The following is a 25,109-nucleotide window of genomic DNA, read 5'->3' on the forward strand; positions in this document are numbered from 1 at the left end:
GGTCCAGAGGGTCACGCGGCCTTCCAGGGTGAAAAAGGATTCCTCGGTCTGCTCGTGGTAGTGGTTCGGGAAGTCCTGCCCGGGCGGCAGCACCACCACCCCGAAATCGGTCCGGGGGCCCCGTGACAGGTACCCGGGGCCGTAGGTGTCGTACCTCAGGGGCGTCTCGTCGATCTTGGCCTGATGCATGTGAACCTCCTTCAGAGTCCTGGCGCTTTCCAGAGCGAGTCGGTGACCTGCCGGTCGACCAGGCCCCGCTGGACCCGGTACGCTTCCTTCCAGCGGGCGGCCACCTGCTCGTAGAGGGCCGTGGTCTGGGGATCGGGCGTGTAGATGCGTTCCCAGCGCACCAGAGCGGTGCCTCCCTCGGCCAGGGTGGGGTAGATGTCTGCCCCTGTCCCGGCGGCAATCGCGGTGCCGAGGGCCGTGGCCTCCTTGACGACGGGGACGCGGACGGGCTTGCCCGTGACATCCGCCAGGATCTGGCACCACAGGTCACCCTTGCTGCCCCCGCCAGCAAACGTCAGCACGTCGCTGTCGATGTGTGTGAACTGCCGGATCAGCAGCAGGTTCTGGGCGGTGACGATGGCGGCGTTCTCCTGGAGGGAACGGAACAGGACATGGCGGCCCGACTGCGACGGGTCGAGTGAGAGGTTCAGGAATGAGGGGGCGGCGTGATACCAGGCGCTGTAGCGCATGACGTCACTGAAGATCGGGAGGACGCCGTGGGCGCCGGGGGGCACCTGCCGCGCCTGCTCCTCCAGCAACGTGTAGGCGTCGACGCCCTCCAGTTCCGCCCGCTTCTTCTCGTCCTGACAGAAGACGTCCCGGAACCAGCGCATCGAGGCGCCGACGAAGAAGGCGATGGTTTCCGCCTGCCAGAGGCCCGGGACCGCGTGGCAGTTGACCCGGATGTCCATGGCGGGGTCCACCGTGGGGGCGGGCAGGTTCACCTCCTGCTGCCAGAAGGTGCCGCCCAGGATCGCCGTGTCCCCCGGTCCCACCACGCCCAGCCCCACGCAGCCGAGCTGGACATCGCCGCCACCCATCACCACCGGCGTGCCCGCGTGCAGGCCGGTGTCGCGGGCAGCTTGCGGGCTGACCTCGGCAAAGGCGGTGCCAGCCTCGACGACGGGCGGGAAGATGTCCGTGGGCAGGCCGAGGCGCTCCAGCCCCAGGGTGGACCAGTCGCGGCGGCGCAGGCTGAACATCCCGCTGGTGCAGGCGTTGGACGGGTCACTGGCGAGCGCGCCGCTGAGGCGGTAGAGCACCCAGTCGCTCAGCATGCTGAGCCGGTGGACCCGGGCGAACAGCTCGGGCTGGTGCTGCTTGATCCAGAGGAGCCGCGGGATGGCGCTCAGGGCATAGGTCTGCCCGCTCTCCCGGTAGGTCTGCTGTTCGAGGTCGGTGTGTTGCTGCTGGAGGAACCTCACCTGATCCGCCGCCCGCGCGTCGACGTTGGCGCAGGCCCAGATCTCGCGGCCGTCCCGGTCGTAGAGCACGATGGCCTCGCGCATGCTGCTCGCGCTGACGGCCAGCACCTGGTCCGCACTGACTCCGCCGCGCTGCATGACCTGCCGAATGCAGTCGCAGATCAGCCGCCAGTTGCGTTCCACGGCGAAATTCATGACGCCGGGTGTGCCGTCCCCCTCGTGGGTCCACTCCTGGCTGGCGACCGCCCGCTGCTCGCCCTCAGGGGTGAAGAGGACCGCGCGCACGCTCCCTGTTCCGGCATCGATGGCCAGCAGGGAGCCACTCATGTGTCCTCCCTCAGCAGTGCCGCCGCCGTCTCCTCATCGGTGATCAGCACGTTGATGTGTCCGCCGCGGAGCGCGCCGATCATGGCAGCCACCTTCTGGCTCCCGCCCGAGGCCCCGATGCGGATCGGGATTCCCCGCAACTGTTCCAGGCTCACGCCGATCAGCTGCTGGTGCAGCGGGATATCGAGGGGCGTGCCGCTCCTGTCGAAGAACTGTCCCAGGATGTCGCCGACCGCTCCCATCCGCTGGAAGAGGGTCAGTTCCGCCGGGCTGACATAGCCAGACTGCACCAGGGTGGCCTGCGCGTTGGTCGCGCCGATCCCGACCAGGGCTGCGTGGGCCAGCCGGGTCATGGCGAACAGCTCAGCGATCTGCGGCTCCTCCCGCAGCGCCTGGGCGAGCGTGGCGGAACTGGCGACGATGGGGGCCGGGATCAGGTGGATGTTGGGGGCGGCGATCTGCGGCAGGCCCAGCCCTTGCAGGTACCCGGTCACGCCTCCCGTCAGGCTGATGATGGAGATGTTCCGGCTGGCCACCGTGTAGGCGAGGCGCTGGAGCGCGCGGGTGACGGTGTCGCCCCAGCCGATCGCCAGCATGGCGCCTGGCTTGAGGGTCTGCATCAGGTACTGCGCGGCCGCCTGGCCCAGCCGGTCATTCAGGTGGCCGCCTTCCAGCGAGGGGATCACCACGCTGGTATGCAGTCCGAAACGCCCAGTGAGGGCGCGCTCCAGGGCGAGGCAACTGCCGTAGGTGGAGTTGACCTGGACCTGAATCAGTCCCAGCCTGCGGGCCTTTTCGAGCATGCGCGAGATCTTCAGCCGGGGAAGATTGAGGCGCTCGCCGATATCCGCCTGAGTGAGGCCGTCGTGGTAGTAGTACCAGGCCGCGCGGCTGAGCAACTCCTCGTCCTCCATCTCCACGTCGGTGATGGGCGATTCAAAGGCTTTCAGTGCCATAGACCCCCTCTGGCCCCCAGAGTGAACAAATGTTGTTGTTGCTGCGAACTGTTCAAACTATACGCCTGTGGGTGAGGCCGCTGTCAACCGGAGGTGTAGTCGGAAGAGGGGGGTCCGTGCTGGATTGACAGTACCCAGAGGGGGTGGTATGAATGAACCAAAGTACACATACGAATCAAATGCTCAGATGCCCGACCATGAGGTTCACATGGCGTATGCGGCTTCACCCGACGGTCCACCCGGTCCCCCGCCAGCGGCGCTGGTCGAGATTTGCGATGTCTGGAAGATTTTCGGCGGCGTGCCGGTGCTCCGGGGCGTCAACCTGACCCTGAGGGCGGGCGAGATCCACGCCCTGCTGGGCGGCAACGGTGCGGGCAAGAGCACCTTGATGAAAGTGCTGGCCGGGCTGTACCGGCCGGAACGCGGCGAGGTGCGGCTGCTCGGCACCCTCCTGGGCCAGGCGTCCCCCGCCGCCGTGCATCGTCTCGGGGCCTACCTGGTTCCTCAGGAGCCCCTGCTCTTTCCCAATCTCAGCGTGCTGGAGAATGTCACCCTGCGTCTGCCCCGTGAGGCGGATCAGCGCTCCCGGCTCGAGAAGCTGATGAATCTGCTGGAACTCGAGCTCGACCTCCGGCTGCCAGCCCGCTACCTCGATGTTGCCCAGCAGCAGTTGGTGGAGATCCTGCGCGGTCTGATGCGCCGCGCCCGGGTCCTGATCCTCGACGAGCCGACTTCCTCGCTGACGCCCAAGGAGACGCAGCTCCTCTTTGGCCGCCTGCGCCGACTGACCCAGGACGGCGTCGGCATCTTCTTCATTTCCCACAAGCTGCACGAGATTCGCGAACTCTGTGACGCCATCAGCGTGCTGCGGGACGGGGAGATCGTGCTGCGGGGCCGCCCCGAGGACTTCACGGACGCTGGCATCGTCCGGGCGATGACCAACGAGGATCCCGGCCAGAGCAGCCGCGAGGTGAACCGGCAGGTCGGAACCCAGGCCGCCTTGCAGGTGGTGGAGTACGCGGGGGAGGGCTTCGGCCCGCTGACCTTCGACCTTCATGCAGGCGAGGTTCTCGGCATTGCTGGCGTGATCGGGTCCGGCCGCACCGAACTGGCCGAAACCATCGTCGGGTTGCGCCAGCCCGATCAGGGGCAGGTCCGCATGGGCGAGCAGACGCTGCGCCCCGGGTCACACCGCGCGGCGCTGGACGCGGGCGTGGTCTACCTGACCGAGGACCGGCAGCACCAGGGCCTCTTCCTGGACACCTCCATCGCCTGGAACACCTCCAGTGCAGTCCTGCACCGTGAGGGGTGGCTGCTGGATGCCGGGCGGGTCCACCGGCAGGCCAGGCAGATGATCGAGGAACTGGCGATCCGCTGCCAGGGTCCGGGTCAGGAACTGCGGCAGCTTTCGGGCGGCAACCAGCAGAAGGCCCTGATCGCCAAGTGCCTGGCCTGCGAGCCCCGGGTGCTGATCCTGGACGAGCCGACCCGCGGGGTCGACGTGCTGGCCCGCAACGAGATCTACGCGATCATCGACGCGCTGGCCGCGCGGGGCGTGGCCGTGCTGCTGATCTCCTCGGACTTCGAGGAGGTGGCCCGGCTGAGTGACCGCGCCCTGATCATGCGCCAGGGCCTCATCACCGGGGAGCTGCATGGGGAACAGCTCACGCCGGAGGCCATCGCCGGGCGCTGCTTCGAGCGGAGGCCGGTTCCCGTATGATCCGGCTGCTGAATGACCACCGGGAGCTGTCCATCCTGCTCCTGACCCTGCTGTTGTTCGGGGGCCTGGCCCTGCTCCGGCCGGAATTCGCGGGCCTGGACTCGGTCAGCCTGATCTTCAAGAACGCCCTGATCCTGATGGTGGTGGCCGCCGGGGCCACGGTGGTGATTCTCACGCGGGGAATCGACGTCTCGCTGGGATCGATCCTGGGCCTGAGCGCCGTGAGCCTGGGCCTGCTGTTGCAACGCGGCCTCGGCCTGGAGGTGGCGCTGCCGCTCACGCTGCTGGTGGGGCTGGCGGCGGGCTTCCTGAACGGCCTGATCGTGACCCAGCTCCAGGTGCCGCCCATCGTCGCCACCCTCGGGACGCTCGGCATCTACCGCGGCCTGACCCTGATCCTGACCCAGGGCAAGTGGATCGAGAATCTGCCGGACAACGTGAAGCGTCTGGCCCAGCCGGGGCTGCTGGGCCTTCCCCCAGTGGTCTGGCTCGCGGTGGTCACCCTGGTGGGCCTGGCGCTCTTTCTCCGCTCCACCGCCGCAGGCCGGGCCATGTACGCGACCGGCGACAACCCGGCGGGCGCCGAACTCCTGGGCATCCGGCCCCGGCGGGTGCAAATCGCCGCCTTCAGCCTGGCAGGTCTCTGCGCGGCCGTGGCCGGGATCATTTTCACCGCCCAGATCGGCTTCATCCCCAGCCAGGCGGGCACCGGCATCGAGCTGCGGGCGATTGCCGCCAGCGTCATCGGCGGCATCAGCCTGCTGGGCGGCGTGGGCACGGTGCTCGGCGCGGTCCTCGGCGCCTTTTTCCTGACCAGTGTCGACAGCTTCCTGGTGTTCCTGAAGGTCCCGGCGTACTGGAACGACATGGTGGCAGGCCTGATCCTGCTCGTGGTGCTGGTGATCGATGCCCGCATCCGGGAACGGGTGATGCAGGGCCTGCGCCTGGAGCGGTACCGGCGCGCCCACGAGGAGCGGGCGCAAAGCAGCCTGCCCACCGTCAAGGAGAGGCAGCTATGAAGAGCCTGCGCGGTATGGGCTGGGAAGTGGGCCTGCTGGTGGCCCTGATTCTGGAACTGCTGCTCTTCTCGCTGCTGAATTCCAGCTTTGCCAACCTGGGCAACCTGCTGATGAGCACCAGCGACTTCATCGCGATCGGCATCGTGGCGCTGGGCCTCACGCTGGTCGTGGTGGGCGGCGGCATCGACGTGAGTGTCGGGAGCACCGTCAGCCTGGCGGCGATCACCATGGGCGTGGCCTGGTCGCACGGCATCCCGCTGGTCCTCGCCTGCCTGCTCGGCCTGCTGGCGGGGGCCGCAGCCGGGGCGCTCAACGCCTTTTTGATCACCGTGACGCAGGTGCAGCCGCTCGTCATCACCCTGGCCACCCTGTACCTTTACGGCGGCCTGGCCCTGCTGCTCTCGGGCACGGTGGGAGCCAACGGCTACGAGGGCATCAGCGGCTTTCCCGACGCCTTCTCGACGCTGGCCAACGGGACGGTCGGCCCCATTCCCTACCCCCTGCTGCTGTTCGTGGGGCTCGCGCTCCTGGTGGGCCTCCTGCTGGGGCGCAGCCGCTACGGTCGGCAGCTCTACCTGATCGGCAGTAATGACCGCACTGCCCGCTACAGCGGCCTCCCGGTTCGCCGGGTGCGGACCTGGAGCTACGTGATCGCTGGCGTCCTCGCGGCCCTGGCGGGTCTGGTGCTGAGTTCGTACTTCTCCAGCGCCCGCGCCGACCTGGGCAGCACCGCGCTTCTCCCGGCGCTGACGGCGGTGGTGCTGGGCGGGGCCAGCATCTACGGGGGGTCCGGCAGCATCCTCGGCACTGTCCTGGCCGTCTTCATCGTCGGCTACCTGCAGATCGGCCTGCAGGCGGTCGGCGTCTCCAGTCAGATCTCGAACACCCTCTCCGGCGTCCTGCTGATCGCCGCGGTCGCCCTCCGGACCCTGACCCTGATGCTCACGCGCTGGCACCAGAACCGCCGGGTGCTGAGACAGACGAAAGGAGGACCGGCGGCATCCCCCTGAAGCAGAGGCCCCTTCTCCCGCCGCTTCCCGCTCCCCCAGGAGGTCTTATGAACCGCAAAACGCTCACCGCCCTGCTGTCCGCCGCCGCCGTCGCCACCGGCCTGGCCTTGGCCCAGGGCACCGGGAAGATCGCCTTCATTCCCAAGCTGGTGGGGGTGGGCTTCTTCACCAGCGGCGGGAAGGGCGCCACCGACACCGGCAAGGAACTCGGTGTTCCCGTCACCTACGATGGGCCGACCGAACCCAGCGTCTCCGGGCAGGTGCAGTTCATCAACAACTACATCAACCAGGGCTACAAGGCCATCATCGTCTCCAGCGTCAGCCCGGACGGCCTGTGTCCCTCCCTCAAGCGGGCGATGCAGCGCGGCATCCTGGTGATGACCTGGGACAGTGACGTGAACCCGGAGTGCCGCAACTACTATGTCAATCAGGGCACGCCCGACCAGCTCGGCGGCATGCTGGTGGATATGGCGGCCAGCCAGCTGGGGGCCAAGCCCAATGCCAAGGTGGCCTTTTTCTACAGCAGTCCGACCGTAACCGACCAGAACCAGTGGGTCAAGGCGGCCAAGGCCAAGATCGCCAAGGAGCACCCGGGCTGGCAGATCGTGACCACCCAGTACGGCTACAACGACGCGCAGAAGTCACTCCAGACCGCCGAGTCGATTCTCAAGACCTACCCGGACCTCGACGCGATTATCGCGCCGGACGCCAATGCACTGCCCGCCGCCGCCCAGGCCGCCGAGAACCTGAACCGCAACGGCAAGGTGGTGATCGTGGGCTTCAGCACGCCCAACGTGATGCGCCCCTACGTCAAGCGCGGCACCGTCAAGCAGTTCGGGCTGTGGGACGTCACCAAGCAGGGCCGCATCGCGGTGTCCGTGGCCAACCAGATTCTGAAGAACGGCAAGCTCAAGGTGGGCGACAGCGTCAACGTGCCTGGCGTAGGCACGGTGAAGGTGTCGCCCAACAGCGTGCAGGGCTATACGTACGAGGCGCCGAACAACGGCATCATCCTGCTGCCCGAGCGGGTGGTCTTCACGAAGGACAACATCGACAAGTACAACTTCTGAGCTGCCCGACGGGGTGTGGCCAGTGGGGACTTTCGGGAACCCCACTGGCCCGCTTGCTGGGCGACCGTGGCCTGAAGGGGAACGGAGTTCCTTCGGCAAGGCGCTACAGGTCATGGTGTTGCCGCCCCCTCCCCCGCCAATTGGCTACACCGTCATGCCCGGCGGCACCCGGAGTTCCGGCCCCACAGGTTCATTCCGGAAGTGCTCGTCCCAGTGCCGGACCTGCTCGGGCGTCGACGAGAAGTGCTTCCAGGTCGTTCGAGAACGTCGCTGGCCTGAAGGTATACGCCGCCCGGACTGCCGCTCTCCTCAAGTGAAGAAACAGGGACGTGACGCCACCCGGCGTGCGAGACAGCGGTCGTGCTGTCTCGCACGCTGGCAGAAGTTCGATGGCCTAACGGGGACGGTCTTCGCTGGACACCGTCAACCGCTGCGGGTGTGGGTCGCCTGTCTGTACCTGCTGGGATTGAATCTCAGCCACCGAAAGACCCGCTCACGAACTCGGGCTGAACGAAGACGATGCGCAGCAGATGACGCAACCCCTCCGGCAAAGCGTGGTGGAGGCGTCGACCACGCCGCAGCTCTCGGGCACCGTTGAAATCGGCGAGGTGTACCTCACTGCGGGGCACCAGCCCCGCGAGGTCCGGAAAAGGGGCGTGCTGGCTGAAGAGGACGCCTGAAGGGGGCCGTGTCCCGTCCTCGCCCGCCACAGAGAGGGCGACTGTTCTGGACATGATCGCCCGCGGCGGTCAGCTCTTCCTGCGGATGTCCAACAACGTTCAGCACCGCACCATCAAACCCTGGATCACGCAGGTGATTCAGGGCGGAAGCTGTATCAACACCGACTACAGCAGCTACGCCCGTTTGCCTGAGTGAGAGGTGCACCCACCTGACCGTCAGTCATGGTGAGGGAGAGTTTTGCTCGTGATGCGAAGGGGGCCAGCCTGAGCGAAGTTCACGACAACACGAAGGCGTCTGGGGTCTATTTCGCTCCCGGTTTCGTCCCCACCGCGGTATCTCCCAACGGCTCCCGCCGCTCTATATCGGCTTCTTTCAGACCATGTACAACATTCGCCAGCGCGGTCATTCCCTGCTCGGCTCCCAGCCCCCCCTGCTCCTCTTCTCAGCTCCCTAAAAGCCAGGAAGAGCCAAAGTTCAAACCGCCTGTTTTCCTGAGGCTCCTCTGCTTCCTCGTTCCTCGAAGTCCGTAACTTGCCACAACCGCCGGAACCGCAGCTCCTTACCCCATGAACGTGCGGATGAGTTCGACCATCCGCCGCACCTGCTCTGCACTGGTTTCCCGCTTAAGGTCCTCCGTGTCCGGCGCAGCCTTGTTGAAGTGAACCTGAGTCTGCCCGAATGTCATCGGGCTGGGGACGGCTTGCAGCGCGGAGAAATGCACCTCTGCCAGGGGTACACCCTCCAGCACCTGCCTGATGTTGTGGGGCCGCAGCCCGCCGCACCCCAGAATGGTGATGCGGTTCCCCGCCGCGCTGACAAGTTGCCTCAGCGTCGCTGCTCCTTCCACGGCACTCCCTCGCTGGCCGCTGGTGAGGACACGGTCTACCCCACACTCCACCAGCACCTCCAGGGCTTCCAGGGGATCGCGCGCCTGATCGAAGGCCCGGTGGAACGTGACGCTCATGGGGCGCGCGGCCTGGACCAGTTGCCGGGTGCGTTCCCGGTCCACCTCTCCTGCCTGCGTGAGGCAACCGATGACAACGCCGTGGACGCTGCATTCCCGCAGCCATTCCACGTCACGCAACAGGGTAGTGAATTCCTCATCGGAGTACAGGAAGTCCCCTTCACGCGGGCGGACGAGGACATGCACCGGAATCCGGGCCACCTCCAGGGCACGTTCCACGACGCCGGGGCCAGGTGTCAGGCCCCCCAGGGCCAACCCCGCACAGAGTTCTACCCGGTCGGCCCCGTTCTGCTGGGCGGTCACCACCGCGTCCACACCCTCAACGCACACCTCGATCAACGGAGTCATGCTTGTCGGGCGGGCTGCCTGGAGAAGCGGGCCACCGGGGTCCACTCAAACGCCTGGTCGAACGGAAAGGTGGGGCGGTGGGTCTGCCGCCGCTCCAGCCGGGGAATGTCCTGGTCGACCACGCCCGGGGAGAGGGCCATCAAGCTGGGATTTGCCAGGGGGGCCAGTTCCGGGGAGAGGTAGCCGGACTTCACGACGAGCACCCCCACCTGCCGGGGGTCGAGGCCGAGGCGCCCGAAGTCCGCGAGGTCATGGTAGGGGCGGCGCTGGCTCGCGAGCACCAGGGTGACGCCACCACCCTGTACGACGGCCTGCGGGTTGCCCGTGTCCGTTCCGGGATCGAGGTGCAGCACCTTTCCCCGGAAGGTCACGGGCGGGCTGCTGGAGTCGAGCTGGCCGCCCACCTGAAGCTCGACGGTAGCCCCCAGTCCGGCCTCGAAGCATTGCCGAGTGGCAGGAGCGTCGGCAATGCCCGCCACGAGGACGCCTGGCACGTCCTGCCGCAGGAGTTCGCGCAGGACGTCGGCCCGGTCCCCCACACCGCCCCCAGTCGGATTGTCGCCGGAGTCAGCCAGGATCACTGGCACGGTCTCGCTGGCCTTCGCCCAGGTGACGCATTCCTCGACGTTGCCCACCCGTGTACCGAACTGAAACTCTTGCCGGGCGTCCCAGTACCGCTGGGCCAGTGCCTCCGTTGCGGTGGCCTGCTGATCGGCGGGCATCTCCAGGGCGGTGATGACCGCGCTGGCCGTGGCCCGTGGCTCGTCCGCCCAGACATACCCGACGAGCAGAGAGGCGTCCAGCACGCCGGGCAGGGCGCCGAACTCGCCCAGTTCGGCGTACAGGCGCCGGGCGGGTTCGTCCTCGGTGCTCGTCCGCTCGCCCGGCAGAAGTACTGGGATGGGTACCCAGGAGAGACGGGGGCGGACGCCCTGCTCCAGGCAGTGGACGAGCAGGTCGAAGGCCCGCTGCTGCGTCTCGAACACGTCGATATGCGGCGCGGTGCGGTAGGCCGTCAGAGCGTCGAGGTTGTCGATGATGCGTCCGCTGAGGTTGCCGTGCAGGTCGTAGCTGGCGCAGATCAGGCAGCCCTCGCCGACCACCTCGCGGGTCGCGGCGATCCAGTCGCCCTCGGCGTCCAGCAGACCTTCAACGAACATGGCCCCGTGCATCGCCAGGTACACCCCATCGAGGGGCAGCGCGGCGCGCAGACCTTCGAGGAACTCGGCCTTGAAGCGCTGGTACGTCTCGTGGGACACGGGACCGCCGGGGATGGCGCGGGCGTGCAGCACGGGGATGATCTCGTGCTGCGTGTCTTGCAGGTAGGTGAAGTTGGGGTGCTGGGGCAACTCCGGGCCACGCACGACCCGGAAGTGATGGTCCTCGCTGAGCACCGGATTGTAGGTGCTGCACTCGGTGTGGATGCCGCCGACGGCGATACGCATACATGCTCCTTCTTGGAGAGAACCTGGGAGGGGACAGGGGTCAGATGTCGGCGCGGCAGGTCTGGCGCTGCTCGCCCAGACCGTCGATGCCGAGATGCATGACCTGCCCCGGTCGCAGGTAGGGAGGTGGGGTCATGCCGAGGGCGACCCCGTGCGGCGTGCCGGTGCTGATGATGTCGCCGGGCTGGAGGCTCATGAAGCGGCTGACATAGCTCACGATCTGCGCGACGCTGAAGATCATGTCGCCCGTATGCCCCGTCTGGCGGCGCACCCCGTCCACATCCAACCACAGGCCGAGGGCCTGCGGATCGGGGACGTCGTCGGTGGTGACGAGCCAGGGGCCAATCGGGCCGAAGGTGTCGCAGCCCTTGCCCTTGTCCCAGGTGCCGCCGCGTTCCAGTTGGTACTCACGTTCGGACAGGTCGTTGACGACACAGTACCCGGCGATGTGGGAAAGGGCGTCAGCCTCGCTCACGCGCTTTGCTAGCCTGCCGATCACGACACCAAGTTCGACCTCCCAGTCACTCTTCGTGCTTCCCGGGGGGAGCAGGACATCATCGTTCGGGCCAATGATGGCGCTGGTGGCCTTCATGAAGAGGATAGGTTCTTCCGGATACGCCGCCCCGGTTTCGTCGGCGTGGTGGCGGTAGTTCAGGCCAATGCACACGAACTTCCCCACCTGGCCGACGCAGGGCCCCAGGCGTGGCTGGACCGTCACAGCAGGAAGGTCCTGCGGGGAGAGGGCGCGCAGCCGGTCCAGGGTCGCCGGGGTCAGCGTGGCGGGCGTGAGGTCGGGAATCATGGCGCTCAGGTCGCGGAGTGTGCCGCTCGCGTCGAGCAGGCCAGGACGTTCCTGCCCGGCGGGGCCGTAGCGCAGCAGCTTCATGCGTTGCTCCAGCCGCCGTCGATGACGTGAATCTGGCCTGTCGTGAAGCTGGCTTCGTCGCTGGCGAGGTACGCGGCAAGGGCCGCAACCTCCCCCGGTTTCCCGATTCGTCCCAGCGGTTGCCGGGCGACAAAGGCAGCGTACACAGTCTCCTCGTCCTCGCCGCTGGCCGCGGCCTGCGCGCGGATACGCTCCCGCAAGCTGGGGCTTTCCACGGTGCCGGGGCAGATGGCGTTCACACGCACGCCCCGCGTGACGTAGTCGGCGGCCACCGACCGGGTCATCCCGATCACGGCAGCCTTGCTCGCACCATACACGAAGCGGTTCGGCACGCCGAGGATGCTGCTCGCCACGGACGCCACGTTGATGATGCACCCCCCCCCGGTGGCAAGCATCCCCGGCAGCACGGCCTGCATGGTCCAGAACATCGAGCGGGCGTTCAGGTTGAAGCTGAAGTCCCAGTCGGCGTCGGTCGTGTCAAGGATCGTGCCGTTGTGGACGAACCCGGCACTGTTCACCAACACGTCCACGGTGCCCAGCTCATCCACCAGCGCCTGAATCTGGTCACGGCGGGTTACGTCCAGCGCGCGGGTCCGGGCGTCCAGCCCTTCCAGCAACTCCGGACGGAGGTCGGTGGCGGTGACGTTCCCGCCCTCGGCAATGAGGCGCTCAGCGATGGCGCGGCCGATCCCCTGACCAGCGGCAGTAACGAGAACATTCTTTCCGGCGAGTCGGTTCATGGCTGCACTTCCTGGGGGCGATGTTCCTGGGTCCAGACGGGACCGTCGGGGTAGCGGTAGTCCAGTAGGGTCTGGGCGTGCATCTCGATGCTGTAGCCGGGCCGGATGGGCGCGAGGTAATGACCCCGCTCAATGCGGACGGGGTCGAGGAAATGCTCGTGCAGGTGGTCCACGTACTCGGTGAAGCGGCCCTCCAGGCTCCCACTGACGCTCACGTAGTCCCACATGCTGAGGTGCTGCACGTACTCGCACAGGCCCACGCCGCCCGCGTGTGGGCAGACCTTCACGCCGAACTTGGCGGCCAGCAGGATGATCAGCAGGTTCTCGTTCACGCCACCCACCCGGCAGGCGTCGATCTGCGCGTACCCGATCCCGTCCAGTTGCAGCAGTTGCTTGAACATCAGGCGGTTTTGCAGCATCTCGCCGGTGGCGACGCGGGTGCCTGCCTCCCGCAGCGCCGCGTCGATCCGCGCGTGGCCCAGCAGGTCGTCGGGGCTGGTGGGTTCCTCCACCCAGAGGGGCCGGAAGTCGAGGAGCTGGCGGCTGTACTCGATCGCCTCCTCCACCTCCCAGACCTGGTTGGCATCCACCATCAAGGCCCGGTCGGGGCCGATCACGTCGCGCACGATGGCCGCGCGGCGGCGGTCACTCTCCAGGTCGCGGCCCACCTTGATCTTGAAGCCGCCGAAACCCGCGTCCAGCGCCTCCTGGGTAAGGCGGCGGACTTTCTCGTCGCTGTAGCCCAGCCAGCCCGCGCTGGTGGTGTAGGCCGGGTAGCCGCGCGCGCGCAGGTGCGCCTCACGGTCCTCCACGCCGGGGCGAGCCTCTCGCAGCAGCGCCAGCGCCTCTTCCGGCGTGAGGGCGTCCGTGACGTACCGGAAGTCCAGGCAGCGGACGAGTTCCTCCGGCGTGAGGTCCACCAGCAGCTTCCACAGGGGCTTGCCCTCCGCTTTCGCCCACAGGTCCCACACGGCGTTCACGACGGCGCCCGTGGCAAGGTGCACGACGCCCTTGTCCGGGCCGAGCCAGCGCATCTGGCTGTCCCCGGTCAACTCGTGCCAGAAGGCCCCCATATCCCGCGTGAGATCCGCGAGGCTGCGCCCGACCAGGCGGCCCGCAATGGCCTGCACGGCGGCGCACACGAGGTCGTTGCCCCGTCCGATGGTGAAGGTCAGGCCATGCCCTTCCAGCGCCCCATCGGTGTGGAGGATGACGTAGGCGGCGCTGTAATCCGGGTCCGGGTTCATGGCGTCGCTGCCGGAGAAATCCCGGCTGGTGGGGAAACGGAGGTCCTTGACGGTGACATGGGTGATCTTCATGCGGGCTCCCGGTCGAGACGGTAGTAGCGGCAGGCGTTCTCCCACCACAGGCGCGCGTCCGCCAGCGGACCGGCGGCGCGGGCCAGGGTGTCCAGGGTGGTGAGGTAGGGAGTCTTCAGGGTGCTGACGGGCCAGTCGCCGCCGTACATGACCCGCTCAGGACCAAAAACGTTCAGGCCATGCCTGACGGCTTCCGCGAGGCGCGTCTCGTCGACCGGGGCCGTGAAGTGGGTAAGCAGGCCGCTGAGCTTGACGGCCACATTCGGCAGGGCGGCCACGCTGCTTAAGTCATCCTGCCAGCGCGTCAGGTCGCCCTCCAACGGTGGGTTGCCCAGGTGGTCGAGGATGAAGGTCGTGCCGGGATGTTCCCGGATGGCACGCTCAGCCTCCGGCAGTTGCTCGGCGCGCACGACGAGGTCCACGCTCAGATTCCACTCTGCGAGGCGGTCCAGGGCGTGCCCCACGTCGGCGCGGCGCAGCCACAGCCGGTCCGGGATGGCGTGCGTGAGGTGCCGCACCCCCTTGAACAGCGGGTCGGCGGGTTTCTCCAGGGGCGCCGTGAGGTCCAGCCAGCCCACCACACCCCGAATCCACCCCACCCGGCGCGCCAGGTCGAGCGCCCAGGCATTCTCACGCGGGTCGTGACTGGCCTGCACGTAAATGCCCGCCACCACCCCGGCGGCCCGGCGCTCCGCGTCCAGCGCCTCTGGGAGAAAGGGGCGGCAGAGCGGCTCGCTGTCCGCCAGCCAGAAGTAGTGGAGCTGCTCCGGGTGCCAGAAGTGGATGTGGGTGTCGATGACCGGCCCCCTCACGGCGCGTCCCCCGGCATGCAGAACACCTGCGGCAGGGTCAGCCACTGCTCGCCATCCGGCGTGCCGGGCAGGCGCTCCTGGCAGGGATCCGTCCGTGCCCACCATGCCTGCGTGACCGGGTCGGCGGCGATGCGGGCGGTGTCCGCCGCCCAGTCTTCCCCGGTGTACTCGAAGTACGCGAACAGTAGCTCCCCGTACTCGAAGATGGAGTAGTTGCGGATGTTCGCGGCCTGAAGCGTGGCGAGGACACCCGGCCACGGCTCGGCATGCAGCGCGAGGTACGCTTCCCGGTATTCGGGGCGCAGGCGGATCACCTGCCCGACCCGTTTCACGCCGCTCACGGCATCTCCCGTTCAGGGGGCGCATCCGGCACGGGTGCGTCGGGTCGCAGCAGCCCGGCTTCGCGGAGTTCCGCCCAGCAGTCTTGCGGCACAGGCTGCTGCCACAGGGCCACGTTCTCCCGCAGATGCGCCGTGGTGCCCACCCCCACGAGCGTACTCACCACGGCTGGGTGTGCCGCCGGGAATTGCAGGGCGGCGGCCTTGAGGGAGACGCCGTGGCGGGCGCAGACGGCCTGCATCCGCCGGGCACGGTCCCGCAGGGCTTCCGGTACCGCCGCGTAGTCGTAGTGGCCGTGCTCCGGGTCGGCCAGCAGGCCGCTGTTGTACACGCCCCCCACCACCACGCTTACCCGCCGTTCCAGACACGCGGGCAGCAGGTCGTCCAGCGCCCCCTGTTCAAGCAGGGTGTAGCGGCCCGCGAGAAGGATCACGTCACAGCCGCTCTCGCGCACGATCTCCGTGAGCTGGGCGGCCTGGTTCATACCCGCCCCGTAGGCCCGGATGACGCCCTGGTCGCGCAGGTCCTCCAGAGCGCGCGCCGCCCCACCCAGCAAGTCGCGGGTACGGACACCGGTGACGTCCGGGTCATGGATAAATGCGATGTCCAGCCGATCCAGGCCCAGACGCGCCAGGCTCTCCTCGACACTGCGCTGCACTCCATCGTAGGAATAGTCGTATACGACGTTCAGGGGGCTGGACGTGCAAAAAACCTTCTGCCCGTCCTCTCCAATCTGCGAGGGGTGGACAGGGGCGTCCGCGCGCAGCAGGCGGCCCACTTTGGTGGAGAGGGTATAGGTTTCGCGGGCGTGTGGGGCGAGGGCTGACCGCAGGTACGTCTCCGATTGCCCGAAGCCGTACCAGGGCGCGGTGTCGAGGTGGGTCACGCCGAGCGCCAGCGCCTCATCCACGAGGTCAAGCGCGGTGTCCGGCTCGCACGGCTCGTACAGTCCGCCCAGGTTGGCTGTGCCGAGGCCCAGCGCGCAGACGTGGCCCCGCCCATTCAGGAGCGCACGGGTCGCAACCGGGGCCTTCCCGCGGGCGGAGGCGTGGGAGGAAAGCGGGGGATTTGCCATAAGACCTCCGGGGGAGGGCAACGTGCGCGGGAAGGTGCAGCGGAAGACAGAGAGGGAAGACCGTCCCACCGTAGTGATCTCCTCCCTGGCTGTCAAGTGGTCAGGCCAGTTGCCGTAGAAAGATCGGATTCAGCCTCCGTCTGCGGAGAGCCAGTTGTCGGTCATCTGCCGCACGCTCTGCGACAGGTGGGCCTGGACCACGCGCCTGGCCGCCTTCGCGTCCCCTGCGGCCAGAGCGCCGTAGATTGCCTGGTGATCGCGCAGCACCCGGGCACGCGCCTTCGCGCTGGCGGCGATATGCTCATCGAACTTGCTGGACACCGTATGTCCCCGTTGGTCCCACAGGCCGACCAGGATGCCGTACACGACCTGGTTGCCCGCCGCCTCCGCGATCACGAGGTGAAACTCGCGGTCCAGCGCGTAGCTCCAGCGCCGTGCCTCCAACTCCTGCCCAAGGAGCCGTAGGTTCTCCCCGAGAAGGCCCAGTTGCTCGGGCTGAATGGTGCGGGCAGCCAGGGCCGCGACCTCCGGCTCGATCAGCAGGCGGGCTTGCTGGACCTCGATGGGGGAGGGGGCGGTGGCGGGGAGCGCCGGAGCCGCCCCCTCCCGGATGAAGACGCCCACCCCCACCCGGACCTCCACCAGCCCGGACACCTCCAGGGCGATCAGCGCCTCGCGGATCGTCGGGCGGCTCACCCCGAAAAGCTGGCTCAGGTCGCGCTCCGACGGGAGCTGTTGCCCCGCGCGGAACTCCCCCTCCTGAACGAGGCGGGTGATCTGCTCGGCGATCTGCGTGTAGAGGCGTCGGCTCTCGACGGCCTGAATGGGCATACGGCCTCCTTGACGGCGCAGTATAGGCTGGGAGCGCGCGGGCGGCCCCGCCTAGCGGAGTACCCCGGAATCCGGCGCATCGAGACTGGTGGGAGTCCCGGTCAGGCCCAGCAGGTGGGCGCGGGAGGCGACGCTGGCCGCGCCCCGGGCACGGAAGTTGGGGGCTTCCTGGTGGAGGACCAGGTTCAGGTCACGCCGGAAGCGGGGCAGGATGTTGTCCTCCAGAGCGGCACGCATGGCCTGCTGGTACACGCTGCGCTCGCCGCTGACCTCGTCGAGGATCAGCAGTTGTTCGGGCCGGTTGATCTGCACGATGTGCGCGAGGGCCAGGCCAAGCGCCTCACCCGCCGTGGTCAGCAGGGCCAGCGCCTGACGATCCCCCTGTTCGGCGAGGTCGTCGAGTTCCCGCACGGTGAGGGGACCCAGCCCCGCTTCCCGCGCGTGGCGCTCCAGAGCCGAGTGGGCGGCGAGGGTGTCGAGGCAACCTCGTTTGCCGCAGCGGCACCGCTCACCGCCGGGCTGGACGGTGAGGTGCGCGATCTCCCCGGCACCGCCGTGGTAGCCCCGGTAGAGTTCCCCGCCGACAAAGTGGGCGCAGCCGATGCTGTACCCCACCGTGACCACGCTGAAGTTCTCGGTGCTGCGCGAACGGCCGAAGAACCGCTCGCTGATGGCGATGGCGTGCGCGTCGTTTTCCAGCCAGGTGGGCAGGCCAGTGGCCTCCTCGACCAGGGCGGCAATCGGCACGTCCTGCCAGCCGAGGTTGGCGGAATGCAGGCAGATGCCCGTCAGGTGATCGACGGCGCCGGAGAGGGCCAGCCCGATGCCGCGAACCTTGCCGGGAGGCAGGTCCCCGCGGAGGGCCGGAAGTTGATCACGGATGACCTGGGCGACCTGCTCCGGGGTGCCAGGCAGGGGGAGCCGCTGCTCGCGAATCACGTTGCCGAGCAGGTCCGTGAGCACCAGCAGCAGCGGGGCACCCTGGATGATGCACACGCCGACGAAGAACGCACTTTCCGGAGCGAGTTCGAGGAGGACGCTGGGGCGGCCGAACTGCCCATTCGCGGGTCCCAGCGTCGCGTATTCCTTGACCGCACCCTGTTCGATCAGCTCCCGGCTGATCACCGAGACGGCCCCCTTGCTCAGGCCGGTGATCTCGGCCATCTGAACGCGGCTGATCGGCTGATGCAGCGTGAACGCTTCGACAAACTTCTGGCGGGCGGTAAGGCGCATGTCGGGGTCAGCTTAGAGCCTGGGCGCAGGTGGGCAACAGCGGTGAGGCCACCCGGGGACGGTGAGCGGATTGACAGATCGTGGAGGCGGTCCCTACACTTAGTTTTCTGTGTAAACTAAGTGGCCGGGTGGCCTTCCCGGTCACGGTGTCGCAGGACGTTTCAAGGCCGCTCGTCCGCCCCGTCCGCCCTCCCGTTCCCGGTCCCCAGTGACCCCTTCCCGAGGTGCCTATGCCGCGAATGAAGACCATGCTCGCCCTTGCCGTCCTGCTCGCCGCCGGTCAGTCGCTGGCGCAGACGACCCTGCGAATTACCGGCTTCAAGTACGGCCCGATTGAGGGCGAGATGATGCGCCAGATCAACGAGAACTTCATGAAGAAGTACCCGGACATCAAGGTGCAGTACGAGCCGATCAATGGGTACGATGCCTACAAGGACATCATCAAGGCTCGCCTGGCCGGTGGGGACGCGCCCGATATCTTCATGGGCCTGGCGCGCAACGACATGGTGCTGTGGTCCCGCGCGGGTTATCTGCTGGACCTCACCAGCCAGCCCTGGGTGTCCCGCATGGTGCCCTCCGCCCGCCAGCTCTCCACTGCGGACAAGAAGGTCTACCAGATGGTCGCCGAGTACAGCGGCATCGGCATGTTCGTCAACACGGACCTGCTGAAAAAAGCCGGGGCCAGCATTCCCACCGATGCGCCCAGCTTCGTCAAGACCATGAACAGCCTCAAGCAGAAGGGCATCACCCCGCTGCTGCTGGGCGGCAAGGACGCCTGGGGCTACGAGATCATGGCCGAGTTCATCGCGGCCAACACCCTCTACCGCACCACGCCCGACTACGACCAGCGCTTGATCACCGGCAAGGCCAAGTTCAACAGCGCCCCCTGGGTGAACGCCCTGAACACCCTCAACCAGTACGGCAAGGCGGGCTACTACAACCCGAAACTCTCCCTGGGCATCGACAGCTTCGACAACGCCTACAGCGAATTCTCGGCGGGCCGCGTCGCCATGATCCCGATGGGCTCCTGGGGCGTGCAGATCGTGCAGAAGAACAACCCCAACCTGAAGTTCCAGATGATTCCCTACCCCGGCGGCCCCGCGGGCAGCAAGCCCATCGGCATGGACCTGGCGGGCATGAGCATGATGATCAACGCCAAGACGAAGAACGCCGCTGCGGCACGCACGTACCTGAACTACTTCAGCTCCCCCGAGAACATGAAGTTCTACCTGACCAAGTCCGGTGCCTTCTCTCCCTTCAAGGACGTGGCCGGAACGCTACCCGCCGAGATGAATCCGCTGGCTGCCGCTGTCAAAGACGGGCGTACGGTCAGCTACCTGCCCTACCAGTGGCCCGTCGCGGACATGACCACGCCCATGCGCAAGGGCTTGCAGGATTTGATCAATGGGACGGCTCCCGCTCAGGTGCTCTCCGACTGGGACAAGGCCTTCGCGGACCAACTCGCCCGCTTCAAGTGATCGCCGTGCCTTCCCGCCCCGTACTGGAGGTGGCCGCGTGACCAACCAGGCTCAAGGCGTTGCCGCACCCAGCACTGCCAGTCTTCCCACACGGAGAAAACCCAGGGCCGGACGGCTGTTCCCCACCTCGACCATGCTGCTCTTCCTGGCCCCGGCGATGCTGATCTACGGCATTTTCGTCCTGTGGCCCACCCTGAACGGCCTGTACCTGAGCGTCACGGAGTACAGCGGGGCTGGGAAGGCCCAGTACGTGGGGGGCGAGAACTTCACCCGCCTCCTCACTGACGGGCAGGCCCTGAAAGCCGTCAAGAACACCGTCGTGTATGCCCTGGTGGCCGTGATCGCGCAGAACCTGCTGGGCCTGGCCTTCGCCCGCGCCCTCAACAGCTACCCCCGGCTGCGCAATGTCCTGCGGGTACTGCTGTTCACGCCCAGCATGATCGCCGCCCTGGTGGCCGCCTACATCTGGGCCGCGATCTACTCCCCGCTGGGTGGGGGCCTGAACGCCTTGCTGGCCTCGCTCGGCCTGGAGAACCTTCAGAAGGTCTGGCTGGGGGACCAGAGCCTCGCGTTGATGAGCGTCGCGGCGGTGCAGGTCTGGATGTTCGCCGGGCAGACTGCGGCCATCTACCTGGCGGGCTACATGGGGATTCCTGACGAGATCTACGACGCCGCCAAACTGGACGGCGCGCAGGGCTGGACCCTCTTCCGCCGGGTGGAGTGGCCCCTGCTCGCGCCCGCCGCCACCGTCAGCATCACGCTCTGCACCATCGGCAGCCTGAAGGTCTTCGAATTGCCCTTCGTGATGACCTCGGGCGGTCCCAGCGAGGCGACCCTCACGCTGGGGATGCTGATCTACCGCACGGCCTTCACCGGCAATCAGTTCGGGTACGCCGCGGCCCTCGCGCTGGTGATGCTGCTCCTGATCATGGTCGTGACCGCTTTTCAGGTGCTGGTCCTGCGTGCGCGGGAGGCCCGGCTGTGAGTGCGCCCGCCCTTCCCGCCCGCCGCCCGCTCACCGCCCGGAAGGTCCTGCACATTCTCGGTGGCCTGCTGCTGGTGGTGCTGACGGTGGTGTACCTCCTGCCGCTGGTGTTTATGGTCAGCACGTCGCTGAAAACGCCGCTGGAACAGAGCATGAACCCCCTCGCGTTCCCTGCCCGGCCTCACCTGGACAACTACCGGAACGCCTTCACCCAGATGGGCTACCTGCCGTCCCTGCTGAGCACCTTGATCGTGACGCTCGGCTCCAGCCTGCTGATCGTGGTCAGCGCCAGCCTGGCCGCCTATCCCCTGGCCCGCGTGAAGAACCGGCTGACCGCCGTGTCCAGTCAGCTCTTTATGGTCGGCCTGATCATGCCGTTCTTCATGATCATGATCCCGCTGTACAGCGTCATGAAGAACCTGCACCTGATCAACACCTACTGGGGCGTGATGGTGCTGTACACGGCGCTCAACCTGCCCTTTGCCGTCTTCTTCTACACCAGTTTCATCGCGAGTCTCCCGGCAGAGCTGGAGGAATCGGCGTATATCGACGGCTGCAACCCCCTGCAGAGCTTCCGGTACATCGTCTTCCCGCTGCTGCGCCCGGTGACGGCCACGATCAGCATGTTCATCAGCCTGGGCATCTGGAACGACTTCCTGCTGCCCCTGCTGTTCCTCTACAAGCCGGAGTTCCGCACCATGATGGTCAGCGTGTACTCCTTCGTCGGCCAGTACGGCTTCGAGCCGACCACGCTGTTCGCCGCTGCGGGCCTCGCCGTGCTGCCCCTGCTGATCGTCTTCTTCGTCATGCAGCGCTCCATCATCCAGGGCATCACGGCGGGCGCCATCAAGGGGTAAGCCACCACCACGGTCTGCCTTCCCGCGCCCGCTTCCTCGCGCCGGTTTTCCTGACCCACTGATACAGCCGGGCAGGCCAGGAAAACCGGCCGAATGCTCCAGGAAGTTCCTCTTGCCCTTCAACCAGGACACGTATGACTGATACCTCCACTTCTCCCCGTTCGTTTGCCCTGCCCCCCGAGCAGGTCCAATGGTTCACCGAGGCCCGCTTCGGCATCTTCATCCACTGGGGCGTGTACGCCGTCGCCGGGCGGCACGAGTGGCTCAAGACCCGTGAGCGGCTCACCACGGAGCAGTACCAGGCTTACCTCGACCACTTCGAGGCTGACCGCTATGACCCGGCCCAGTGGGCGCGTGCGGCACGGCAGGCCGGGGCCCGCTACATGGTGGTGACTAGCAAGCACCACGACGGCTTCTGCCTATGGGGCAGCCAGTTGACGGACTACACGGCCATGCAGACTCCCGCCGGGCGCGACCTGCTGCGGCCCCTGCTGGACGCCTTCCGGAATGAGGGCCTCCGAGTGGGCCTGTACCACTCCCTGATCGACTGGCACCACCCCGAGTTCCCGGTGGACAGCCTCCACCCGCAGCGGGACGACGAGGCCTTCCGCCTGGCAGAGCAGGGCCGCGACATCCGCAAGTACGCCGCCTATCTGCACGGCCAGGTCAGGGAACTTCTCAGTGAGTACGGCAAGATCGACATCCTCTGGTTCGATTTCAGCTATCCGAAGTGGAACCACGGCTATGCGTGGAGCCAGGGGAAAGGCCGCGAGGACTGGCAGGCCGAGGCACTCCTCGCGGCCGCCCGCGAACTGCAACCCCACATCCTGATGAATAACCGTGCCGATCTTCCCGCCGACTTTGTCACCCCGGAGCAGCAGCAACCGATGACGCGCCTGATGGAGGGCGACCGGCCGGTGATCTGGGAAAGCTGCGTGACCATGGGCACGAGCGGGAGCTGGACGTACTCGCCGGACGAGCAGTACCTCAGCAGTGAGGACCTCGTGAAGCTGCTGATTGACGTGGTCAGCAAGGGTGGGAACCTGCTGCTGAATGTCGCCCCCGATGCCCGGGGGCAGCTCCCCGAACCCGTACTGGACCGCCTGGTGGGGATTGGCCGCTGGATGGACCTGCATGGCGCCAGCATCTACGGGTCCGGCCCAGCGGACCTGCCCGCCGCCACCGACTGCCGCTACACCAGCAAACCTGGCCGCCTGTACGTCCACATCCTGAGCTGGCCGCTGGGCTTCCTGCACCTGCCGGGTCTGGCTGGAAAAGTGCAGTTCGCCCGGTTCCTGCATGACCACTCACAGGTGCTCTACCAGGAGATCGACGCCAGCCGGACCGACGACCCGGAGCACGTGGATAACGTGGTGCCCAGTGTCCTGCCGGGCACCCTGTCGCTGAAACTTCCCAGACGCCGCCCCGACGTTCTGGTCCCCGTCGTGGAGCTGTTCCTCCATGATTGATCCTGCCTCTGCGGTGAAGGGCGGGTGGGCGGGAGCGGGGCTGAGCGGCGGCCCAGTGGTGCTCGACGTGGGGGCCACCACGACACGGGTGACCATCCCCCGCGAAGACGGCCTCCAGCCCCCCCGGTACAGCCGAACCCCCGCCCTTCAGGGACCGGAAGCGGTGACGCGCCACCTGGCCACCGAGATCCTGTCCCTGAATCCCCGGCCCAGCCGGGTGGGTGTGGCCATCTTCGGATTCGTCGAGGATGGCCATGTCACCGCCCTGGATACCAGCATCGCGCCGGGCTGGCAGCAGTTCCCCTTGCAATGCCGCCTGGAAGAGGCGCTGCGCTGCCCGGTTCAGGTGGTGAACGATGCCCACGCGGCGGCCCTCGGCGAGTACCAGGCCCTGGGCGTGACCGAGAATTTCCTCTATGTGACCGTCAGCACCGGCATCGGGGGGGGGCTCGTGCTGCCCAGCCGAACCGGGGGGGCAGCCTACAGCGGTCCCGCCGAACTGGGTTACGTTCCGGTCCTCACGCCCCAGGGGCAGCAGTTGGTGGAATACCTGAGCAGTGGCTCGGCCCTGTCTCGCCTGGCCGGGGAGCAGGGGTACCGGGACGTGCAGCAGCTTTACAGGGCGGCGGAAGCTGGGGATGCCCAGGCCGAGGGCCTCATCCGCGCGGCGCTGGCCCCCCTGGCCGAGAAGGTGCTGGGCCTGACCGCTCCCCTCAGCATCCGGCGCGTGGCGCTGGGTGGAGGCGTTGGTTTCCGCCCACTGAGCCTGAAGATTCTGACCCAGCACCTCCAGGCCAGCCTCTGCCCCGTCAAGCCGATTCTCCAGCATGCCGTTCTGGGCGACTCGGCCGGGCTGGCCGGGATGGCGAGCCTGACGCCTCTCCTGTCCGGGGAAGCCTGAGAGGGCATTGCATTGCTTCCAACCCGGGTTGAAAAAACAACAACACCAGTTGGAAGCAACGTGGTCCCCGAGTCCCTTATTCTCGCCCCGCTCGTCCTCCGAGCAAACACGGTCGGGGATCACCTGGCCCTGCTGACCTCCACGGCCTGCCGCAACTCCTCGGCGGCCTGCCGGGTAAGGGCGGTCGGGCCGCCCTGGAGGGCACTGGCACTGCCGCAGGCCACGGCCCAGGCCAGCGCTTCCTGTTCGGGGAGGCCCTGGGCTTCGGCCCACAGAAACCCGGCGAGGGTGCAGTCGCCCGCGCCGACGGGATTGGCGACGTCGACCCTGGGAACGCGCGCCTCCCACGTCTCCTGACCGACCAACCAGGCCCCCTGCGCGCCGCGCGTGACCAGGAGCCGACTCCCGAACCTCTCCCTCAGGCGCCTCGCGGCCTCCAGCTCCGCGCTCCCGGCGATCTGCCTCAGCTCGGCCTCGTTGGGTTTCACGAGGGCCGCCCCCGCCTCCAGCGCGGTCCGCAGGGCTGGGCCGCTGGTATCGGCGGCGGCTGGCGCCTGCTGGTGGATGAGGGCACCGAACGCCTCCAGCGGCATTCCGGGGGGGAGGCTGCCGCACAGCACCAGGGTGTGCCCCGCGCAGGCGGTCAGCAGGCGCTCCAGGGCGGAGGCGTCGTGGGGAACGCCCGCCTCGTTGATCTCGGTCGGGTGCCCTTCCCGGAGGACGATCTGGCACTCCCGGGTTTCGCCCCGGTCCAGAAAGACGTGCTGCCCCGCGAGGCCCTCGGCGGCCAGCAACGCCGCGAACTTCTGCCCGTTGAACCCGGCCAGCACGCCCGCCGCCGTGACCTCCGCCCCCAGGGTCCGCAGGGCGCGTGCCACGTTGACCCCCTTGCCGCCCGCCTGCTCGCGCCGTTCGGTGACGCGGTGCAGCTCGCCCGGCTGGAGAGGCTGGTCCAGACGCAGAATGCGGTCGATGGCTGGATTGAGGGTGAGCGGAACGAACATGCCCGCATCCTAGGCGGCACGTGCGCGGCGCTGTGGCCCCACGCGGCCAGGTTGAATGAATGGAGATCAACTCGGGCATTCCTGCCCCGAACCAGGCGACCTTCTGAGCGAAAAGCCCGAAATAGAGCAACGGCGAAATGCTTATCCACGCGGCGCTGCCTAAGATGGGGGCACGACAAACTTCGGCGTGGCTGAAGGAAGGGGGAG

Annotated in this window: 25 protein-coding genes (1 of these 25 running past the window's edge); 11 read left to right on the top strand and 14 right to left on the bottom strand. The window is 67.4% G+C overall.

Going from position 1 to position 25,109, the window contains the following annotated elements:
• The 3 genes in view from E5F05_RS01050 to E5F05_RS01060 are tightly spaced (at most 11 nt apart) and all read right to left on the bottom strand, a layout consistent with a single transcriptional unit that may run on beyond the window.
• Window positions 1-189 carry the beginning of a cupin domain-containing protein gene (locus tag E5F05_RS01050; RefSeq protein ID WP_129117189.1) on the bottom strand. The gene continues 201 nt to the left of window position 1, outside the view, so 189 of the gene's 390 nt are visible here — the first part of the coding sequence; the start codon lies at window positions 187-189; its stop codon lies off the left edge, out of view.
• An 11-nt stretch (window positions 190-200) separates the two neighbouring features.
• The gene (gene lsrK, locus E5F05_RS01055) at window positions 201-1,760 is read right to left on the bottom strand and encodes an autoinducer-2 kinase (protein WP_129117190.1); all 1,560 of its coding nucleotides are present in this window, start codon (window positions 1,758-1,760) and stop codon (window positions 201-203) included.
• Window positions 1,757-2,716: a sugar-binding domain-containing protein gene (locus E5F05_RS01060; protein WP_206732965.1), complete on the bottom strand. Its 960-nt coding sequence runs from the start codon at window positions 2,714-2,716 to the stop codon at window positions 1,757-1,759. Before E5F05_RS01060 ends, lsrK begins: the two co-directional genes overlap by 4 nt.
• Window positions 2,717-2,924: 208 nt before the next feature.
• Here E5F05_RS01060 and lsrA point away from each other — a divergent pair, with 208 nt between their 5' ends.
• The 6 genes from lsrA (at window position 2,925) to E5F05_RS21075 (ending at window position 8,411) form a co-directional block, all read left to right on the top strand.
• Entirely contained in the window at window positions 2,925-4,436 is a 1,512-nt protein-coding gene (gene lsrA / locus E5F05_RS01065) for an autoinducer 2 ABC transporter ATP-binding protein LsrA (RefSeq protein WP_129117191.1), read from the top strand.
• Window positions 4,433-5,455 carry an autoinducer 2 ABC transporter permease LsrC gene (gene lsrC, locus E5F05_RS01070; protein WP_129117192.1) on the top strand — a complete coding sequence of 341 codons (1,023 nt, stop codon included), beginning with the start codon at window positions 4,433-4,435 and terminating at the stop codon, window positions 5,453-5,455. Before lsrA ends, lsrC begins: the two co-directional genes overlap by 4 nt.
• Entirely contained in the window at window positions 5,452-6,465 is a 1,014-nt protein-coding gene (locus E5F05_RS01075; RefSeq protein WP_129117193.1) for an ABC transporter permease subunit, read from the top strand. Before lsrC ends, E5F05_RS01075 begins: the two co-directional genes overlap by 4 nt.
• 47 nt (window positions 6,466-6,512) lie before the next feature.
• Complete coding sequence (gene lsrB, locus E5F05_RS01080; protein ID WP_129117194.1) at window positions 6,513-7,535, top strand: autoinducer 2 ABC transporter substrate-binding protein LsrB; 1,023 nt, start codon at window positions 6,513-6,515, stop codon at window positions 7,533-7,535.
• A gap of 530 nt (window positions 7,536-8,065) precedes the next feature.
• Complete coding sequence (locus E5F05_RS21070) at window positions 8,066-8,215, top strand: hypothetical protein (protein WP_164973284.1); 150 nt, start codon at window positions 8,066-8,068, stop codon at window positions 8,213-8,215.
• 52 nt (window positions 8,216-8,267) lie between these two features.
• Complete coding sequence (locus E5F05_RS21075; RefSeq protein WP_164973285.1) at window positions 8,268-8,411, top strand: hypothetical protein; 144 nt, start codon at window positions 8,268-8,270, stop codon at window positions 8,409-8,411.
• A 364-nt stretch (window positions 8,412-8,775) separates the two neighbouring features.
• Here the strand turns inward: E5F05_RS21075 and E5F05_RS01085 are convergent, their stop codons facing one another.
• The 10 genes from E5F05_RS01085 to E5F05_RS01130 all read right to left on the bottom strand — a co-directional run bounded on the left by E5F05_RS01085 (window position 8,776) and on the right by E5F05_RS01130 (window position 18,208).
• Window positions 8,776-9,528 carry a copper homeostasis protein CutC gene (locus E5F05_RS01085; protein WP_129117195.1) on the bottom strand — a complete coding sequence of 251 codons (753 nt, stop codon included), beginning with the start codon at window positions 9,526-9,528 and terminating at the stop codon, window positions 8,776-8,778.
• Complete coding sequence (locus tag E5F05_RS01090) at window positions 9,525-10,973, bottom strand: M81 family metallopeptidase (protein ID WP_129117196.1); 1,449 nt, start codon at window positions 10,971-10,973, stop codon at window positions 9,525-9,527. Before E5F05_RS01090 ends, E5F05_RS01085 begins: the two co-directional genes overlap by 4 nt.
• A gap of 40 nt (window positions 10,974-11,013) precedes the next feature.
• A complete protein-coding gene (locus tag E5F05_RS01095) occupies window positions 11,014-11,859 on the bottom strand; it encodes a fumarylacetoacetate hydrolase family protein (RefSeq protein ID WP_129117197.1) in 846 nt (281 codons plus the stop codon).
• Window positions 11,856-12,599 carry an SDR family oxidoreductase gene (locus E5F05_RS01100; RefSeq protein ID WP_129117198.1) on the bottom strand — a complete coding sequence of 248 codons (744 nt, stop codon included), beginning with the start codon at window positions 12,597-12,599 and terminating at the stop codon, window positions 11,856-11,858. Before E5F05_RS01100 ends, E5F05_RS01095 begins: the two co-directional genes overlap by 4 nt.
• Window positions 12,596-13,918, bottom strand: coding sequence for an L-fuconate dehydratase (locus E5F05_RS01105; RefSeq protein ID WP_129117199.1), 1,323 nt, complete (start codon window positions 13,916-13,918; stop codon window positions 12,596-12,598). Before E5F05_RS01105 ends, E5F05_RS01100 begins: the two co-directional genes overlap by 4 nt.
• Window positions 13,915-14,730, bottom strand: a complete 816-nt coding sequence (locus E5F05_RS01110) for an amidohydrolase family protein (protein WP_164973286.1) — start codon at window positions 14,728-14,730, stop codon at window positions 13,915-13,917. Before E5F05_RS01110 ends, E5F05_RS01105 begins: the two co-directional genes overlap by 4 nt.
• Window positions 14,727-15,071: an L-rhamnose mutarotase gene (locus E5F05_RS01115; RefSeq protein ID WP_206732966.1), complete on the bottom strand. Its 345-nt coding sequence runs from the start codon at window positions 15,069-15,071 to the stop codon at window positions 14,727-14,729. Before E5F05_RS01115 ends, E5F05_RS01110 begins: the two co-directional genes overlap by 4 nt.
• Window positions 15,068-16,144, bottom strand: a complete 1,077-nt coding sequence (locus E5F05_RS01120) for an aldo/keto reductase (RefSeq protein WP_129117201.1) — start codon at window positions 16,142-16,144, stop codon at window positions 15,068-15,070. The genes E5F05_RS01115 and E5F05_RS01120 overlap by 4 nt, the downstream gene beginning before the upstream one ends.
• A 129-nt stretch (window positions 16,145-16,273) precedes the next feature.
• The gene (locus E5F05_RS01125; protein ID WP_129117202.1) at window positions 16,274-16,975 is read right to left on the bottom strand and encodes a FadR/GntR family transcriptional regulator; all 702 of its coding nucleotides are present in this window, start codon (window positions 16,973-16,975) and stop codon (window positions 16,274-16,276) included.
• 51 nt (window positions 16,976-17,026) lie between these two features.
• Window positions 17,027-18,208 carry an ROK family protein gene (locus E5F05_RS01130; RefSeq protein ID WP_129117203.1) on the bottom strand — a complete coding sequence of 394 codons (1,182 nt, stop codon included), beginning with the start codon at window positions 18,206-18,208 and terminating at the stop codon, window positions 17,027-17,029.
• A 230-nt stretch (window positions 18,209-18,438) separates the two neighbouring features.
• Here E5F05_RS01130 and E5F05_RS01135 point away from each other — a divergent pair, with 230 nt between their 5' ends.
• From E5F05_RS01135 to E5F05_RS01155, 5 genes are all read left to right on the top strand, one after another.
• Window positions 18,439-19,686 (top strand): ABC transporter substrate-binding protein, encoded by a 1,248-nt coding sequence (locus E5F05_RS01135; protein ID WP_129117204.1) that lies wholly within the window; start codon window positions 18,439-18,441, stop codon window positions 19,684-19,686.
• Window positions 19,687-19,723: 37 nt separating this feature from the next.
• Window positions 19,724-20,671, top strand: a complete 948-nt coding sequence (locus E5F05_RS01140; RefSeq protein ID WP_206732967.1) for a carbohydrate ABC transporter permease — start codon at window positions 19,724-19,726, stop codon at window positions 20,669-20,671.
• Window positions 20,668-21,528 carry a carbohydrate ABC transporter permease gene (locus tag E5F05_RS01145; RefSeq protein ID WP_129117205.1) on the top strand — a complete coding sequence of 287 codons (861 nt, stop codon included), beginning with the start codon at window positions 20,668-20,670 and terminating at the stop codon, window positions 21,526-21,528. Before E5F05_RS01140 ends, E5F05_RS01145 begins: the two co-directional genes overlap by 4 nt.
• Before the next feature lie 134 nt (window positions 21,529-21,662).
• Window positions 21,663-22,997: an alpha-L-fucosidase gene (locus tag E5F05_RS01150; RefSeq protein ID WP_129117206.1), complete on the top strand. Its 1,335-nt coding sequence runs from the start codon at window positions 21,663-21,665 to the stop codon at window positions 22,995-22,997.
• On the top strand, window positions 22,990-23,898 hold the full coding sequence (locus E5F05_RS01155; RefSeq protein ID WP_129117207.1) for an ROK family protein: 909 nt from the start codon (window positions 22,990-22,992) through the stop codon (window positions 23,896-23,898). The genes E5F05_RS01150 and E5F05_RS01155 overlap by 8 nt, the downstream gene beginning before the upstream one ends.
• Window positions 23,899-24,017: 119 nt before the next feature.
• Here E5F05_RS01155 and E5F05_RS01160 read toward each other — a convergent pair whose 3' ends face one another.
• Window positions 24,018-24,902, bottom strand: coding sequence for a 1-phosphofructokinase family hexose kinase (locus E5F05_RS01160; protein ID WP_129117208.1), 885 nt, complete (start codon window positions 24,900-24,902; stop codon window positions 24,018-24,020).
• Between the last annotated feature and the right edge of the window lie 207 nt (window positions 24,903-25,109).

The organism is Deinococcus metallilatus, assembly GCF_004758605.1.
Taxonomy (GTDB): domain Bacteria; phylum Deinococcota; class Deinococci; order Deinococcales; family Deinococcaceae; genus Deinococcus; species Deinococcus metallilatus.

What these genes read in the sequence shown, in the direction of transcription:
- E5F05_RS01130 (WP_129117203.1), bottom strand. Translation starts at nt 18,208, where the DNA reads ATGCGCCTTACCGCCCGCCAGAAGTTTGTCGAAGCGTTCACGCTGCAT.
- E5F05_RS01075 (WP_129117193.1), top strand. Translation starts at nt 5,452, where the DNA reads ATGAAGAGCCTGCGCGGTATGGGCTGGGAAGTGGGCCTGCTGGTGGCC.
- E5F05_RS01125 (WP_129117202.1), bottom strand. Translation starts at nt 16,975, where the DNA reads ATGCCCATTCAGGCCGTCGAGAGCCGACGCCTCTACACGCAGATCGCC.
- lsrK (WP_129117190.1), bottom strand. Translation starts at nt 1,760, where the DNA reads ATGAGTGGCTCCCTGCTGGCCATCGATGCCGGAACAGGGAGCGTGCGC.
- E5F05_RS01090 (WP_129117196.1), bottom strand. Translation starts at nt 10,973, where the DNA reads ATGCGTATCGCCGTCGGCGGCATCCACACCGAGTGCAGCACCTACAAT.
- E5F05_RS01085 (WP_129117195.1), bottom strand. Translation starts at nt 9,528, where the DNA reads ATGACTCCGTTGATCGAGGTGTGCGTTGAGGGTGTGGACGCGGTGGTG.
- E5F05_RS01105 (WP_129117199.1), bottom strand. Translation starts at nt 13,918, where the DNA reads ATGAAGATCACCCATGTCACCGTCAAGGACCTCCGTTTCCCCACCAGC.
- lsrB (WP_129117194.1), top strand. Translation starts at nt 6,513, where the DNA reads ATGAACCGCAAAACGCTCACCGCCCTGCTGTCCGCCGCCGCCGTCGCC.
- E5F05_RS01100 (WP_129117198.1), bottom strand. Translation starts at nt 12,599, where the DNA reads ATGAACCGACTCGCCGGAAAGAATGTTCTCGTTACTGCCGCTGGTCAG.
- E5F05_RS01120 (WP_129117201.1), bottom strand. Translation starts at nt 16,144, where the DNA reads ATGGCAAATCCCCCGCTTTCCTCCCACGCCTCCGCCCGCGGGAAGGCC.
- E5F05_RS01150 (WP_129117206.1), top strand. Translation starts at nt 21,663, where the DNA reads ATGACTGATACCTCCACTTCTCCCCGTTCGTTTGCCCTGCCCCCCGAG.
- lsrC (WP_129117192.1), top strand. Translation starts at nt 4,433, where the DNA reads ATGATCCGGCTGCTGAATGACCACCGGGAGCTGTCCATCCTGCTCCTG.
- E5F05_RS01135 (WP_129117204.1), top strand. Translation starts at nt 18,439, where the DNA reads ATGCCGCGAATGAAGACCATGCTCGCCCTTGCCGTCCTGCTCGCCGCC.
- E5F05_RS01060 (WP_206732965.1), bottom strand. Translation starts at nt 2,716, where the DNA reads ATGGCACTGAAAGCCTTTGAATCGCCCATCACCGACGTGGAGATGGAG.
- E5F05_RS01095 (WP_129117197.1), bottom strand. Translation starts at nt 11,859, where the DNA reads ATGAAGCTGCTGCGCTACGGCCCCGCCGGGCAGGAACGTCCTGGCCTG.
- E5F05_RS21070 (WP_164973284.1), top strand. Translation starts at nt 8,066, where the DNA reads ATGACGCAACCCCTCCGGCAAAGCGTGGTGGAGGCGTCGACCACGCCG.
- E5F05_RS01160 (WP_129117208.1), bottom strand. Translation starts at nt 24,902, where the DNA reads ATGTTCGTTCCGCTCACCCTCAATCCAGCCATCGACCGCATTCTGCGT.
- lsrA (WP_129117191.1), top strand. Translation starts at nt 2,925, where the DNA reads ATGGCGTATGCGGCTTCACCCGACGGTCCACCCGGTCCCCCGCCAGCG.
- E5F05_RS21075 (WP_164973285.1), top strand. Translation starts at nt 8,268, where the DNA reads ATGATCGCCCGCGGCGGTCAGCTCTTCCTGCGGATGTCCAACAACGTT.
- E5F05_RS01155 (WP_129117207.1), top strand. Translation starts at nt 22,990, where the DNA reads ATGATTGATCCTGCCTCTGCGGTGAAGGGCGGGTGGGCGGGAGCGGGG.